Source organism: Streptomyces spectabilis (assembly GCF_008704795.1).
Classification (GTDB): domain Bacteria; phylum Actinomycetota; class Actinomycetes; order Streptomycetales; family Streptomycetaceae; genus Streptomyces; species Streptomyces spectabilis.
In genome coordinates this window covers 2,315,082-2,329,017 of sequence record NZ_CP023690.1, presented here as the reverse complement: position 1 = coordinate 2,329,017, position 13,936 = coordinate 2,315,082, and the positions used below count along the sequence as shown (strand labels likewise).

Below are 13,936 nucleotides of genomic sequence, written 5' to 3'. Positions count from 1 at the left end.
GCATGGGCGCGGCGAAGGAGACCCTCGGCGAGGAGCAGCCGTGGGCCGAGGTCAGTCCCGACGCGGCGAGGCGGCTGCTGGTCGCCGCGGTCGAGGCCTTCGCCGAGCGCGGCTACCACGCCACGACGACCCGTGACATCGCGGGCCGCGCGGGCATGAGCCCGGCCGCGCTCTACATCCACTACAAGACCAAGGAGGAGCTCCTCCACCGCATCAGCAGGCTCGGCCACGACAAGGCCCTGACCATCCTGCGCACCGCGGCCGACGGCGGGGGCAGCGCGTCCGAGCGGCTCGCCGACGCCGTGCGCTCCTTCGTCCGCTGGCACGCCGGGCACCACACGACCGCCCGGGTCGTGCAGTACGAACTCGACGCGCTCGGCCCCGAGCACCGCACCGAGATCGTGGCGCTGCGCCGCAAGTCCGACGCGGCCGTGCGGGAGATCATCAACGACGGCGTGCGCGCGGGCGAGTTCGACGTCCCCGACGTCCCCGGCACCACCCTCGCCGTGCTCTCCCTGTGCATCGACGTGGCCCGCTGGTTCAACGTCGCGGGGCGCAGGACGCCGGACGAGGTCGGCGCGCTCTACGCCGACCTCGTGCTGCGGATGGTGGGGGCGCGGGCGCCCGCCGACGCGCTGCCGCAGGCGGCTCAGAAGTAGTAGCGCGACACCGAATCGGCCACGCACGCGGGCTTGTCGGCCCCCTCGCGCTCCACCGTGACCGCCGCCGTCACCTGCACCCCGCCGTCCTTCGTCGACTCCACCCCGGTCAGCGCGACGGCCGCGCGGAGCCGCGAGCCGACGGGCACGGGGGAGGGGAAGCGCACCTTGTTCGTGCCGTAGTTGAGGCCCATCCGCATGCCCTCCACGCGCAGCACCTGCGGGACCAGGACGGGCAGCAGCGACAGCGTCAGATACCCGTGCGCGATCGTCGCCCCGAACGGCCCCTCGGCCGCCCGCCGGGGGTCCACGTGGATCCACTGGTGGTCGCCGGTGGCCTCCGCGAACAGATCGATCCGCTTCTGGTCGACCTCCAGCCAGTCGCTGCGCCCCAACTGCTCGCCGACCGCGGCGCGCAGCTCGTCGGCTGACGTGAAGATCCTCGGCTCTGCCATGTGCGGGCCTCCGTAGCTGGGGGAAACTAAGCGCTTGCTCAGCATGCTGGGTGTGCCGACCGGTGTCAACGCACCGACCAGTAGGCTTCGAGGGGTGCCCCAGATCCCAGAGAAGATCCACGAACTCACCGTCGGCCAGGTGTCGGCGCGCAGCGGCGCCGCCGTGTCGGCGCTGCACTTCTACGAGGCCAAGGGGCTCATCAGCAGCCGCCGCACCTCGGGCAACCAGCGCCGCTACGGCCGTGACACCCTGCGCCGCGTCGCCTTCATCCGGGCCGCGCAGCGCGTGGGCATCCCGCTCGCGACCATCCGCGACGCGCTCGCGGAGCTGCCGGAGGGGCGCACCCCCACGCGGGCGGACTGGGCCCGGCTCTCGGGGACCTGGCGGTCCGAACTCGACGAGCGCATCAAACAGCTGGGCCGCCTCAGGGACCACCTCACGGACTGCATCGGCTGCGGGTGCCTGTCCCTGGAGACCTGCGTCCTGTCCAACCCCGACGACGTCTTCGGCGACCGCCTGGTCGGCTCCCGCCTCCTCAACGAACGCCGCGCCACGGGCTGACCCGCGCCGGATCCCCGGGGCACGCACGCCGTCGTACCCCGGGGCGCCCGGGTCCTTTCCGCGCTGCGCCGTGAGGTGTACATGTACGTCACGCGCTCCGGCGGCGACCCGCACCGGCCGTCGCACGGGGCACGACGCCATCACCACACACACGGGGAGAGCCGATGAGCGTCGCCATCTGCTCGTTGAAATGGGAAGCGGCCCGCTCGGGACGCCAGCGGATCACGTACGACAGCGACGGGTACCACCTCGTGCGCTTCCCGTACGCCGCGGACGAGGAGGCCTACGACCCCTGGCGCATGCACGATCCGCTGCACGGCGCCACCAAGCCGTCGAAGTTCCCCGACGCGCGCTCGGGCCTGATATGGCCCAGCCACGACGGGTGGGGCACGCTGTCGGCGATGGTCTTCTGGGATCCCGACAGCAGGCCGACGGAGTACCGCGCGCGCTTCGTGCGCGACCCGCTGGACCTCTCGACGGGTTATGACTCCACCGCCACCACCGACTTCGTGCCCACCCGCGGCGGTCAGTACCGCACGTACAGCTGGCAGATGTTCGTGCACCCGGGGACACCGGTGGGCCTGAAGATCTCCGCGCGCGGCCCCGGCGACGTGAAGCTCGCCGCACCGCTCATGCTGGCCGAGTTCAAGCTGGCCATCCAGACGGACGTCGTCAGGCCCTAGGATCGGCTGCCCTCAGGCGGACACCAGCGACCGCGAACGCGACCGCCGCACCGCCTCGGGCGTGAGGACCGGCGCGGGCACCACGATGCCGCAGCCGGTGCAGACGGGGCCTGCCGACGGGACGTGCGCCAGGCCGTAGCGCCATTCGAGGGCCGTGTCGCCGCACACGGGGCAGGCGGCGCCCGGCTCTCGTTCCAGTGCGGTGATGAGCCTGCGCAGCACGTCGCCGAGCGGCGCCGAGGGGTGCACGGAGGGGTCGTCGCACCAGGCGACCCCGTGCCCGCCCCACGTGCAGCGGTGCCAGTCGTCGACGCTGCCGGGCCGGCGCAGACCGTCGTGCTTCTCCCGGCGGCGGCGGCGCGCGAAGCTCTCCTCATAGGCGAGCCACACCGTGCGGGCCGCCTGAAGTTCGTCGAGCGCGGCCACGAGCCGCGCGGGGTCGGGCGACCGGTCCTCGGGGCCGAAACCCGCGCGGGAGCACAGGTGGTCCCAGGTCGCCCGGTGGCCGTAGGGGGCGAATCTCTCCAAGCACTTGCGCAGTGAGTACCGCCGCAGCGCCAAGTCGCTGTGCGGATCACGCACCTGTCTCGCGAGACTCCGGAATCCGGCCATCGCCCTGCACCTCCGTCACACTTCTCGGACGTCGCCAGTGAACCGGCGGACATCGAGTAGACGTATCGACACGCGATTTGGTGCCATCCGATTTCCGATGGCTACTCATCAGCGCGTTCCCCGCAGGTCAGCGTCAATGCGTGACGGATGTGGAGGTGCCGTGGGGGCCGGGGCGCACAGGTCGCGCACAGAGTTCGCACAGGTCCGGAGCGAGCCCCCGCGCACACCACGGCCCGCTCGGGCGGCCGCCGGGCGAGCGAGCGCTTGTGGTGGTTGTGAAAAGGCGACGGTTGTTCATCTTTCAGGTTCGACAACCCAGCAGTAACCTCCGCCGCGACGGCCCTCCGGAGGAGCATCCATGCGACTACGCAGCGCACGGCTCAGAACCCTCACCACCTCGGCGGCCCTGGCCCTCGGCGCCTCCCTGCTGCTCGCGCCGGGCCCCGGCGCGGCCGCCGCCGAGCCGCCGCCCGCCGCCCCCGACTTCTGCGGCGACGGCTGCGCGGACATCCTGCCGCCCGGCGCCAACGGCAACGCCACGCTCGCCGAGATCCTCAGCCACCGCGTCCTCGGCACCCGGCCCGCCCACGCCGACGACCAGCTCGGCCCGTACGACGCGCTCGCCGACGGCTACCCCTCGCTGACCGACGACAAGCTCGGCGAGTTCTTCGGCGACTCCTCCTTCGGCGTCGAGCCGGACCAGGTCGCCTCCGTCACCAAGCCGCGCGACGACGTGACCATCACGCGCGACAAAAAGTACGGCGTCCCGCACATCCAGGGCAGCACCCGCTACGGCACCGAGTTCGGCGCGGGCTACGCCGCGGGCCAGGACCGCCTGTGGCTCATCGACCTGTTCCGGCACATCGGCCGCGGCCGGCTGACCCCGTTCGCGGGCGGCGCGCCCTCGAACCAGGGCCTGGAGCAGCAGTTCTGGCCGCAGGCCCCGTACACCGAGCAGGACCTGGAGCGGCAGGTCGAGTACATCAGGAACACCCAGGGCGAGCGCGGCCGGCAGGCCATGGCGGACGCGCAGGCCTACATCGACGGCCTCAACGCCTACCGCACACAGTCCAAGAACGGCCGCTACTTCCCCGGCGAGTACGTCCTGACCGGCAAGATCGACGCGATCACGAACGTCGGCGAGATCGAGCCCTTCAAGGTCACCGACATGATCGCCCTGGCCTCCGTGGTCGGCGGTCTGTTCGGCAACGGCGGGGGCTCAGAGGTCGAGTCCGCGCTCTCGCTGCTCGCCGCGCAGAACAAGTACGGCGTCGAGAAGGGCAGCCGGATCTGGGAGGACTTCCGCGCCCGCAACGACCCGGAGACCGTCCAGACCCTCCACGACGGCAGCCGCTTCCCGTACGCGGGCAAGCCCGACAAGGCACGTGGCACCGCCCTGCCCGACCCGGGCTCGGTGCAGCGCGAACAGCTCGTGTTCGACCGCGAGGGCGGCGCGAGGGCCCCGGCCAAGGACCCCGTCCGCGCCCCGAAGAAGCTGAAACCCCTCCAGGGGATGTACGACGACGGGGTGCTGCCCGCCGACCTGTTCGGCAGTGCCGGGCAGCACAAGGGCATGTCGAACGCCCTGCTCGTCTCCGGCAGGCACACCGCGAGCGGCCACCCCGTCGCCGTCTTCGGGCCGCAGACCGGCTACTTCGCCCCGCAGCTGCTCATGCAGCAGGAGCTCCAGGGCCCCGGCATCAGCGCGCGCGGCGTGTCCTTCGCGGGCGTCGGCATGTACGTCCAGCTCGGCCGGGGGCAGGACTACGCGTGGTCGGCGACCTCCGCGACGCAGGACATCACCGACACGTACGCCGTCGAACTGTGCGAACCGGGCGGCGGAAGTCCCACCAAGCAGTCGGCGCACTACCGCTACCGGGGCACCTGCACGCCCATGGAGAAGCTGGAGCGCAAGAACGCCTGGAAGCCGACCGTCGCCGACTCCACGGCCGCCGGCTCCTACCGCATGCAGGTGTTCCGCACCCAGTACGGCATCGTCACGCACCGCGCCACGATCGACGGCAAGCCCGTGGCATACGTCTCGCTGCGGTCCACCTACCGCCACGAGGCCGACTCGATCATCGGCTTCCAGATGCTGAACGACCCCGGCCACGTCAAGGACGCCGCGTCCTTCAAGAAGGCCGCCCAGAACATCTCCTACGCCTTCAACTGGTTCTACGCCGACTCCCGCGACACCGCGTACTACAACAGCGGCGCCAACCCCGAGCGCGCCGACGGCGTCGACCCGAACTTCCCCGTCCACGCCCAGCAGGCCTATGAGTGGCGCGACTTCGACCCGCGGGACAACACCTCCGCGCAGACGCCGCCCGCCGCGCACCCGCAGTCCGTCAACCAGGACTACTACGTCTCCTGGAACAACAAGCAGGCCACCGACTACACCTCCGGCGGCTTCGGCATGGGCGCCGTGCACCGCGGCGACCTGCTCGACGACCGGGTCAAGGAGCTGGTCGAGGACGGCGGCGTCACCCGGGCCTCGCTCACCCGGGCCATGGCCGAGGCGGCCGTCACCGATCTGCGCGGCGAACAGGTCCTGCCGGAGCTGCTCGAAGTCATCGCCGCCGAGGCCGTCGACGACCCCGACCTCGCCGAGGCCGTGCGGCAACTGGAGGCCTGGCGCAAGGCGGGCTCCCCGCGCAAGGAGACCGCGCGCGGCTCGCACGCCTACGCGCACCCCGACGCCGTGCGCACCATGGACGCCTGGTGGCCGAGGCTCGTCGAGGCCGCGTTCAGGCCCGGGCTCGGCAAGGACCTCTACGACGCGCTGACCGCGCAGCTCGGCGTCGACGAGGCGCCGTCGGCGGGCCACGGCCCGACCGGCGCGCACGCCGGATCCGCCTTCCAGTACGGCTGGTGGGGCTATGTCGACAAGGACCTGCGGACCGTCCTCGGCCGGCCCGCCGAGGGCTGGAGCCGCACCGCCCACTGCGGCGACGGCACCCTCGACGCCTGCCGCGAGACGCTCCTCACCACCCTCAAGCAGGCCCTCGCCGTCCCGGCGTCAGAGGTCTACCCCGGTGACGCCTCCTGCAAGGCGGGCGACCAGTGGTGCGCGGACGCCGTGATCCACCGCCCCCTGGGCGGCATCACGCACCGAGCGATCCAATGGCAGAACCGCCCGACGTACCAACAGGTGGTGGAGTTCCCCCGACACCGCTGACCGGGCCCCAAAGGGGCGCGGGGAACCGCGCGCCCAGCCACAACGGACGCGCGGTTCCCCACGCACCGAACCACAACGGCGCTCACGCCACGTCAATCCGCCCAGCCCCACACACAACCCGAGCCAGCTCCTCATGGCAGATGTCACTGTGCGCCCCGCTGGGAGGACCACCCCGCCTCACCAGCGCGGCGGCGTCCACGCTCACGCACCCCCGCCGGGGCAGGGCGGCCCCGAGCCGCACGCGCCCGGCGCCGTCCGTGGCTTTGATCCCGTCGAACCCGACGGCGCCCCACCGCTCCCACAGACCGAGGAAGCTCGCCGAGTCCCCGGCGAGCTTGGAGGCCAGCGGATAGAGCTTGCCGAGGGCGTCGTCGTGGCGCGAGAAACAGGCGACGAGCGGGCCGTCGATCCGCTGGTGCACCCCGCGCAGGGCACCGCCGCGCGACCGGTCGTGCGGCAGCCGCTCACTGAACGCGTAGTGCGAGAAGGCCCCTTGCAGCAGCGTCGCCGACTTCACACAGCCCACTGTGGCGGGCATGCCGCGCAGCGCGTACGACACCAGACGGGCGCCGAAGCTGTGCCCGACCAGGTGCACCCGAAGCCGGGGCACGTCCGCGGCGAGCAGCCCGAGCGCGGGCCCGAGGCCGAGCTGGCCGACGGCGCCCGCGCGGCGCTTCATCGCGTAGTAGGAGCCCTGGCGCAGCAGTTCACGGGCGCCGTGCCACAGCCGCTTGCGCAGCCCGCCGAAGAGCTCGGGGTGGTGGCCCGTGCTCTCCAGGGCGGCGGCCAGGACCTCGCAGACCTCGACCGCGTCGTCGGTGAGCATCGCGGGCTCGCCCCCTCCGGTGTCGTCGGCGAACTCGTGCGCGGGGCTTGTCTCGCGCACCGCCACCAGATCCCGCACGTGCCGCGCGAACTCGTCGAGGCGGGAACGGGCCTCCGAGCGCTCCTCCAGGAGCCGGGCGAGGCGGTCGAGCCGCGCCGCCTGCTCGGGGCCCGGGAACACCTCGGCGAGCAGCCGCCGCGTCGGCGCGTCGAGCGCGGGCGCCGCGGGGGCCCCGGGCATCCCGGGGGCCGCGGACGGCTCGAAGTCCGGGATGCGCTCGTCGGGGAAGCGCACCGCGGGCCACAGCACCCCGACGTAGCCGAGGCGCACCTCCGGGCCCGCGAGCGCGGCGAAGGGGGTGAAGAAGCGCCGGTACAACGCGCGGGCACGCCGCTGGTCGTTGTTCCAGCCATGAGCGAACACCAGCAGATCGGTGACGCGCTCGTCCTCCGCGCCGGACAGGAGCCGGTCGCGCTGCGCGGCGTCGACGTCCCCGTCGGCGTCGAAGGTCAACTCCCAGTAGGGCTCCACGACCACCATCGTCCCGCCGTCGGGGGCCGGTGGCCAGATCCGCGGCATGACATACCGGATGTTTCCCGGGATCACGGGACACGGGAGGGCAGAGACGGGGTGGGCAAACAGGACACGGAGGCCGGTGCCGTCCCCCGGACGCACCGGCCCCCGTGCGTCACTGGGGCGGGTGACCGTAGCCGTAACCCGCGGCGGCCTCCTTCCGTTCGCGCGCGTAACGATGGGTGCCCGGCAACCAGGCGCACACGATCAGCGCGACCGTGGCGAGCAGGGTCACGAAACTGAACGCCACGACGGAATCGGGTTCGTAGTCCCCCAAGATGAGGAAATGGGGGAACAAGGCGATGACGCCCGAAATGGTAATGAGGACCCGCGCCCACGTCGCCGCCTTCTTGCGGGCGCAGAGCGTGAATATGAGCACGCACGCAGCGGTGAATACGGCGAACCCGGCGCGCGCCGAGAGTGTCCCGGCCCGCTCACTGACCAGCTCGTCCCAGATGGGTCCGGAGAGGGCCTTGAGGTCGGCCGCCGACGTATTCGACGGCAGCCCCACGACGTCCGGATGCTCGTCGACGACGTCCAGGATGTTCTCCTCGGCCAGGTCCTCGCCGCCCGCGAACACGAGCACCGCGCCGATCACGGCGGACACCACCGAGATGACAGAGGTCCAGACCAGGGTCGTGAGGGAACCGGGGCGCCTGGTCGCGCGGGCCGCTCGGGCCGCGCTGCGGGGGCCGGGGGGCGCGGGCGCGACCTGGTATTGACTCACGGGTTCAGCTCTCCTCGCAGAGATGGCGGTTGATCGGGATTGCCATGACCTTTCCACGGGTACCGCGAACGCATCCAGGTTTTTCTGGAAGAAATCCCCAGATAATTTGGGGTGATCGGGGGATCAGTTTCCGCTGCGGTTATGCTGCAATGCCGTAAAACGCCAAGGGCGTCAGCCGAGAGCGTCGGCCAGGAGCGTCAAAAGAAGCGGAGAGAGAAAGTTCGCATGGTCTTAACCGGTCCTCCGCAGTACCCCGCGGAGTTGCTCGACACCACCATGGATCAGCTGCGGACGCTGCTCGCCGTCCATGAGCACGGCACGGCGCTCGCCGCCGCGCGCCAGCTCGGCCGTGAACAGTCCAGCGTGCAGAAGCAACTGGACACCCTGAACCGCACGTTCGGCGCGCTGTGCGGCGAGGCGCTCGTCCTCAAGCGCGGCCGGGGCAAGGACGTCCTGTTCACCGCGACCGGCGAGCATCTCGTCGCCCTCGCGCGCTCCACCCTCACCGCCTGGACGGACGGCATCCACGACGCCCGCCGTCGACTCGGCCGCACCCTGTCCGTCGGCTCCACCCGCTACACCCTCGGCTTCCTCCTCGACGCGGTGGAGCGCGTCAGCGACGCCTACGAGCGCAGGGGCGTCGACCTGAAGGTGACGCATGTGCGCACCGGCGATCTGTTCGCCCGGCTGCGGTCCAAGGAACTGGACCTGGTGTGCGGCAGCATCGTCGTCACCGAGGGCCAGGAGGCCGAACTCGACGACTACGAGGTCATCGAGTGGCGCCGCAGCGGCCTTTCGGTCCTCACCAATCTCGCGCCCGAGAAGCTGCCGGGGCCCACACTGCCCGCCAGCGCGCTGACCGGCCTGCCCCTCGTGGTGTCCGCGGGCGGCCTCATCGCCCATTTCCTCACCGCCTGGTACGGCGCCGACTTCCGCAAGGAGATGTCCATCGCGGCCGAGATCGAGGCCGCACACTACGGCTTCGAGCTCCTGCGCTCCGGTGTGGTCAGCGGCGCGATGCTGGTCACGCGCGGCATCGCGGAGGCCGCCGAGTCCGGCAGCCTGCCCGAGGCGGGCGGTCTGCGCCGCCTGGACGTCATCGGTGACGTCGGGCCCAGGACGGAGGTCCTGGTCGGCGTCTTCACCCGCCGCGGCGACCGCGCCTCCTACGACGCGCACCACCCGCTGAACCTCCTGTGGGGCGCGCTCGCCAAGGACAACGAACGCTGGTGGCTCAGCGAGTGAACCCCCGCGCCCGGCACGGACACGGCCCCCGTCGCGGCCGCCCCCGCCTCACCGGGTCTGCCGGTGGGCCGCCGTGACGTCGTGCAGATGTATGAGCACGTCGTGCGACGAGGCCAGCGCGATCTTGTATGGGCCGTCGGGCCAGCCCGCGCCGATGCTGTACGTCGTCCGGGCCGTGCGGAGCCAGGAGCGGGCGGCCTCGGGGGCCTTGCGCAGGTCGACGTAGTAGTCGTCGTGGCGGACCCGGTCGAGCGTGTGCTCGTTCATCTCCTCGGTGGCGGGGCCCACCGAGAAGGACTTCCACGCTCCGTCCCCGCCGGGCTGCGCCAGGAACGCGCCCCGGTCGAAGGTGAAGCCCATGCTCACGTACTTCTTGCCGAGGAGGTCGCGCAGGAAGGCGCCCTGCATCTTCGGATAGCGCGGGTCGTACGAGGAGTACGCGACGTGGGCGTTGTGCGCGGAGAGCAGGACCTTCGTGCCGGTGTACCGCTGCCACCAGGCGGTGTTCTCCGCCATGATGCGGTCGCGGTACAGCATGGCCGCCCGGTCGCCGTCCGGTGTGTTCAGCTCGAAGGCGTAGATCGTCGCGGTCTGCTGGACGGAGCGGGCATGGTGCAGGGCCAGGGCGAACCGCTTGCCGCCGTGCTCCGGCTGACGCCCCTTCAGGAGCCGGTACGCCGTCCGTGCCCGCTCCGCGAGGCGCTCGCGCTCCGCCTGCGGCCTGCCCATGTGGGCGTCGCCGTCCGTCAGGCGCCGCAGCGGCGCGTACAGCTCGGTGATGCGGGGGAGCAGGTCCGGCTCGTGCCGCCGGACGTAGTCCGTCACGCCGTCGTACAGCTCCTCGCCCGTGCGCGGGTAGTTGAGGTCGTTGCCCATGAAGCGGAGCTGCCGCTGGGGGTGCTTGTCGTTGTACGCGCGCATCCACCTGAGCAGTTCCACGTACTCCTCGGTGTCCCAGGGGGTCTTCGCCAGCTCGCGGTGGACGAGCGCGCGCACGTCGCCCGCGCCGCCGCGCACATAGGCGTCGAAGCGCAGCCCGGTCGTCCAGCTGACCTCCTGCGCGAAGGTGGTGAAGCCCTTGTCCTCGACCAGGTGGCGGAAGACCCGGTCCTTCATGGTGAAGAACTCGTGCGAACCGTGCGTGGCCTCGCCCAGGCCCACCACCGTGGCGCCGCCCACCATCGCGTCCAGCGGCCGCAGGTCCTCGGTGGAGCCGCCCGGGCCGGTCGACCGCAGGGGGTGCGCGACGCGCTCCAGGGCGCGCACCGGATCGTCCTCGCGCGCCGCCGCCCCGGCGCTCTGCGGCGAGACCAGCGCCCCCGCGCCGACCGCGGCCACCACCAGCATCAGGGGGGCCGTGCGCCGTGCCGTCCGTGCCATGCCGAACCACTCCTCAACTCGCCTGCCGTACGCCCGTTGTGAGCCACGGACCACGATCCCGGGCCCGACGGCCCGTCACCAGCCGGGAGTCCCCCAGAGCGAGAGGGGGGTGCACGCACCCTGAGGCCTACCGGAAAACCGGTAGGGGACGTCGGCCCGCGGTCCGGATCTCCCCTTCCACCGGGCATACCGACCGGTTAGTCTGCTGCCGCGGCACGCTGGCGAGGCGGCGTGCGGGCAGCGTGACCGAGGCCGAAGGGGAGACCGTGGAGAGCTTGCGGGACAAGGGAGTCGTCGTCACCGGCGCCGGGGGCGGGATCGGGGCCGCGCTGGCCCGCCGCTTCGCCGCGGCCGGGGCCAGGGTCGTCGTCAACGACCTGGACGCGGCCAGGGCCGCCGCCGTCGCCGAGGAGATCGGCGGGCACGCCGTCCCGGGCGACGCCTCCGGGATCGTGCCCGCCGCGCTCGCCGTCCTCGACGGCGGCGTCGACGTCTACTGCGCCAACGCGGGCCTGGCGTCCGGCGGTACCGAAGCCGCCGACGAGCAGGTGTGGGCGAGCGCCTGGGACGTCAACGTCATGGCGCACGTACGGGCCGCGCACGCGCTGCTGCCCGCCTGGCTGGAGCGCGGCGAGGGCCGGTTCGTGTCCACGGTGTCCGCCGCCGGGCTGCTCACCATGGTGGGCGCCGCCCCGTACAGCGTCACCAAGCACGGCGCGTACGCCTTCGCCGAGTGGCTCTCCCTCACCTACCGCCACCGGGGCCTCAAGGTGCACGCGATCTGCCCGCAGGGCGTGCGCACCGACATGCTCACCGCCGCCGGGTCCGCGGGCGAACTCGTGCTCGCGCCCACCGCCATCGAGCCGGAGGACGTCGCCGACGCCCTGTTCGCCGGGATGGCCGACGACCGCTTCCTGATCCTGCCGCACCCGGAGGTCGCGGAGTACTACCGGGCGCGGGCGGCCGCCCCCGACAAGTGGCTCACCAGCATGAACCACATCCAGCAGAAGTGGGAGGCGCCCCGCCTCCCGTAGCCGGTCAGTGGGAAGATCCTCCGGCGGGAACCGCGTTGACACCGGAGACCGTGTGAACGATCGAACACAGCCAGGCGCACGCATCAGCGGGCACCACAGGAAACGGAAGGCAGGTGGCGGCAGTGGCCAGGACGACGGACGGTGACGGCACGCCCGTCCCGCAGCGGCTGCTCGCCGCCGCCACCCGGCTCTTCGCCGACCGCGGCTACGACCGCACGTCCGTGCAGGAGATCGTGGAGGCGGCCGGCGTCACCAAGGGCGCGCTGTACCACTACTTCGGCTCCAAGGACGACCTGCTGCACGAGGTGTACGCGCGCATGCTGCGGGTCCAGCAGGAGCGGCTCGACGCCTTCGCGGACGCCGACGCGCCCGTGGAGCGGCGGCTGCGGGACGCGGCGGCCGACGTCGTGGTCACCACCATCGCGAACCTCGACGACGCCGCGATCTTCTTCCGGTCCATGCACCACCTCAGCCCCGAGAAGCACAAGCAGGTGCGGGCCGAGCGCCGCCGGTACCACGAACGCTTCCGCGCCCTCGTCGAGGAGGGCCAGGAGGCGGGCGTCTTCTCCTCCGCGACCCCCGCGGACCTGGTGGTGGACTACCACTTCGGCTCCGTCCACCACCTGTCCACGTGGTACCGCCCGGACGGCCCGCTGTCCCCGCAGCAGGTGGCGGACCACCTGGCGGACCTGCTGCTGCGGGCCCTGCGGCCGTAGTCGCCGCCGCTCCCGCCGTCCCGTCGGGCGGGACGGCGGGAGCGGCGGCGTGGCACCGCCCCGCCGCTAGGCGAACCGCTTCAGCTCCCGCCGGGCCAGCGACCGCTGATGCACCTCGTCCGGCCCGTCGGCGAGGCGCAGCGTCCGCGCCGCGGCCCACAGCTCCGCGAGCGGGAAGTCCTGGCTCACCCCGCCCGCGCCGTGCAGCTGCACGGCGCGGTCCAGGATGTCGACGACCGCCCGGGGCGTCGCGATCTTGATGGCCTGGATCTCCGTGTGCGCCCCCTTGTTGCCGACGGTGTCCATCAGCCACGCCGTCTTGAGCACGAGCAGCCGCAGCTGCTCCACCGTCACGCGCGCGTCGGCGATCCACTGCTGCACCACGCCCTGCCGGGCCAGCGGCTTGCCGAAGGCCGTGCGGTCGACCGCCCTGCGGCACATCAGCTCGATCGCCCGCTCGGCCATGCCGATGAGCCGCATGCAGTGGTGGATGCGACCGGGCCCGAGCCGCGCCTGGGCGATCGCGAAGCCGCCGCCCTCCTCGCCGACGAGGTGCGTCACGGGCACGCGCGCGTGGTCGAAGACGACCTCCGCGTGCCCTCCGTGGGAGTGGTCCTCGTATCCGTACACCGTCATGGCGCGGCGCACCTCGACGCCGGGGGTGTCGCGGGGGACGAGGACCATCGACTGCTGGCGGCGGATGTCCGGACCCTCCGGGTCCGTCTTGCCCATGACGATGAAGACCTCGCAGCGCGGGTTCATCGCCCCGGAGATGTACCACTTGCGGCCCGTGATCACGTACGCGTCGCCGTCGCGCCGGATGTGCGTGGTGATGTTCGTGGCGTCGGAGGAGGCGACCTCCGGCTCCGTCATCGCGAACGCCGAGCGGATCTCGCCCGCGAGGAGCGGCGCGAGCCACCGCTTCCGCTGCTCGGCGCTGCCGAACTGGGCGAGCACCTCCATGTTGCCGGTGTCGGGCGCCGCGCAGTTCAGCGCCGTGGGCGCCAAGTGCGGGCTGCGCCCGGTGATTTCCGCGAGGGGCGCGTACTGGAGGTTCGTCAGGCCCGCGCCGTGCTCGGCGTCCGGCAGGAAGAGGTTCCACAGGCCCTGGCGGCGGGCCTCGGCCTTCAGGTCCTCGACCACGGCGGGTGTGTCCCAGGGCGACGCGAGACGCGCGCGCTGCTCCTCGGCGACCGGCTCGGCCGGGTACACGTACGCGTCCATGAAGGCGAGCAGCTTGCCGCGCAGCTCTTCGGTACGGGCGTCGAATGCGAAGTCCATGGGTG

13 protein-coding genes are annotated in these 13,936 nt (G+C 72.2%); 7 read left to right on the top strand and 6 right to left on the bottom strand.

Annotated elements, in window-relative coordinates:
* Nucleotides 1-2: 2 nt before the first annotated feature.
* Complete coding sequence (locus CP982_RS09935) at nucleotides 3-659, top strand: TetR/AcrR family transcriptional regulator (RefSeq protein ID WP_150510175.1); 657 nt, start codon at nucleotides 3-5, stop codon at nucleotides 657-659.
* Here the strand turns inward: CP982_RS09935 and CP982_RS09930 are convergent.
* Nucleotides 650-1,114 carry a MaoC family dehydratase gene (locus tag CP982_RS09930; RefSeq protein WP_150510174.1) on the bottom strand — a complete coding sequence of 155 codons (465 nt, stop codon included), beginning with the start codon at nucleotides 1,112-1,114 and terminating at the stop codon, nucleotides 650-652. The genes CP982_RS09935 and CP982_RS09930 overlap by 10 nt on opposite strands.
* A 94-nt stretch (nucleotides 1,115-1,208) precedes the next feature.
* Here CP982_RS09930 and soxR point away from each other — a divergent pair, with 94 nt between their 5' ends.
* Both soxR and CP982_RS09920 read left to right on the top strand, forming a co-directional pair.
* Entirely contained in the window at nucleotides 1,209-1,676 is a 468-nt protein-coding gene (gene soxR / locus CP982_RS09925) for a redox-sensitive transcriptional activator SoxR (RefSeq protein ID WP_150510173.1), read from the top strand.
* A 164-nt stretch (nucleotides 1,677-1,840) separates the two neighbouring features.
* Nucleotides 1,841-2,359 carry a hypothetical protein gene (locus CP982_RS09920; RefSeq protein ID WP_150510172.1) on the top strand — a complete coding sequence of 173 codons (519 nt, stop codon included), beginning with the start codon at nucleotides 1,841-1,843 and terminating at the stop codon, nucleotides 2,357-2,359.
* Nucleotides 2,360-2,371: 12 nt separating this feature from the next.
* Here CP982_RS09920 and CP982_RS09915 read toward each other — a convergent pair whose 3' ends face one another.
* The gene (locus CP982_RS09915) at nucleotides 2,372-2,971 is read right to left on the bottom strand and encodes a hypothetical protein (RefSeq protein ID WP_150510171.1); all 600 of its coding nucleotides are present in this window, start codon (nucleotides 2,969-2,971) and stop codon (nucleotides 2,372-2,374) included.
* Nucleotides 2,972-3,329: 358 nt separating this feature from the next.
* Here CP982_RS09915 and CP982_RS09910 point away from each other — a divergent pair, with 358 nt between their 5' ends.
* The gene (locus tag CP982_RS09910; RefSeq protein WP_150510170.1) at nucleotides 3,330-6,149 is read left to right on the top strand and encodes a penicillin acylase family protein; all 2,820 of its coding nucleotides are present in this window, start codon (nucleotides 3,330-3,332) and stop codon (nucleotides 6,147-6,149) included.
* Nucleotides 6,150-6,231: 82 nt separating this feature from the next.
* Here the strand turns inward: CP982_RS09910 and CP982_RS09905 are convergent, their stop codons facing one another.
* Nucleotides 6,232-7,554: a serine-threonine protein kinase gene (locus tag CP982_RS09905; protein WP_229879029.1), complete on the bottom strand. Its 1,323-nt coding sequence runs from the start codon at nucleotides 7,552-7,554 to the stop codon at nucleotides 6,232-6,234.
* A gap of 109 nt (nucleotides 7,555-7,663) precedes the next feature.
* Nucleotides 7,664-8,155, bottom strand: a complete 492-nt coding sequence (locus CP982_RS09900; RefSeq protein WP_150510169.1) for a hypothetical protein — start codon at nucleotides 8,153-8,155, stop codon at nucleotides 7,664-7,666.
* A 345-nt stretch (nucleotides 8,156-8,500) separates the two neighbouring features.
* Here CP982_RS09900 and CP982_RS09895 point away from each other — a divergent pair, with 345 nt between their 5' ends.
* The gene (locus CP982_RS09895; RefSeq protein ID WP_150510168.1) at nucleotides 8,501-9,520 is read left to right on the top strand and encodes a LysR family transcriptional regulator; all 1,020 of its coding nucleotides are present in this window, start codon (nucleotides 8,501-8,503) and stop codon (nucleotides 9,518-9,520) included.
* Nucleotides 9,521-9,568: 48 nt separating this feature from the next.
* Here CP982_RS09895 and CP982_RS09890 read toward each other — a convergent pair whose 3' ends face one another.
* Nucleotides 9,569-10,900 carry an erythromycin esterase family protein gene (locus CP982_RS09890; RefSeq protein ID WP_150510167.1) on the bottom strand — a complete coding sequence of 444 codons (1,332 nt, stop codon included), beginning with the start codon at nucleotides 10,898-10,900 and terminating at the stop codon, nucleotides 9,569-9,571.
* A gap of 275 nt (nucleotides 10,901-11,175) precedes the next feature.
* Between CP982_RS09890 and CP982_RS09885 the strand changes: the two genes are divergently transcribed.
* Together CP982_RS09885 and CP982_RS09880 are read left to right on the top strand one after the other, a co-directional pair.
* Nucleotides 11,176-11,934: an SDR family oxidoreductase gene (locus CP982_RS09885; protein ID WP_221515495.1), complete on the top strand. Its 759-nt coding sequence runs from the start codon at nucleotides 11,176-11,178 to the stop codon at nucleotides 11,932-11,934.
* 122 nt (nucleotides 11,935-12,056) lie between these two features.
* Nucleotides 12,057-12,650: a TetR/AcrR family transcriptional regulator gene (locus CP982_RS09880; protein ID WP_138958790.1), complete on the top strand. Its 594-nt coding sequence runs from the start codon at nucleotides 12,057-12,059 to the stop codon at nucleotides 12,648-12,650.
* Between the two features lie 66 nt (nucleotides 12,651-12,716).
* Here CP982_RS09880 and CP982_RS09875 read toward each other — a convergent pair whose 3' ends face one another.
* Nucleotides 12,717-13,931, bottom strand: coding sequence for an acyl-CoA dehydrogenase family protein (locus CP982_RS09875; RefSeq protein ID WP_150510166.1), 1,215 nt, complete (start codon nucleotides 13,929-13,931; stop codon nucleotides 12,717-12,719).
* Between the last annotated feature and the right edge of the window lie 5 nt (nucleotides 13,932-13,936).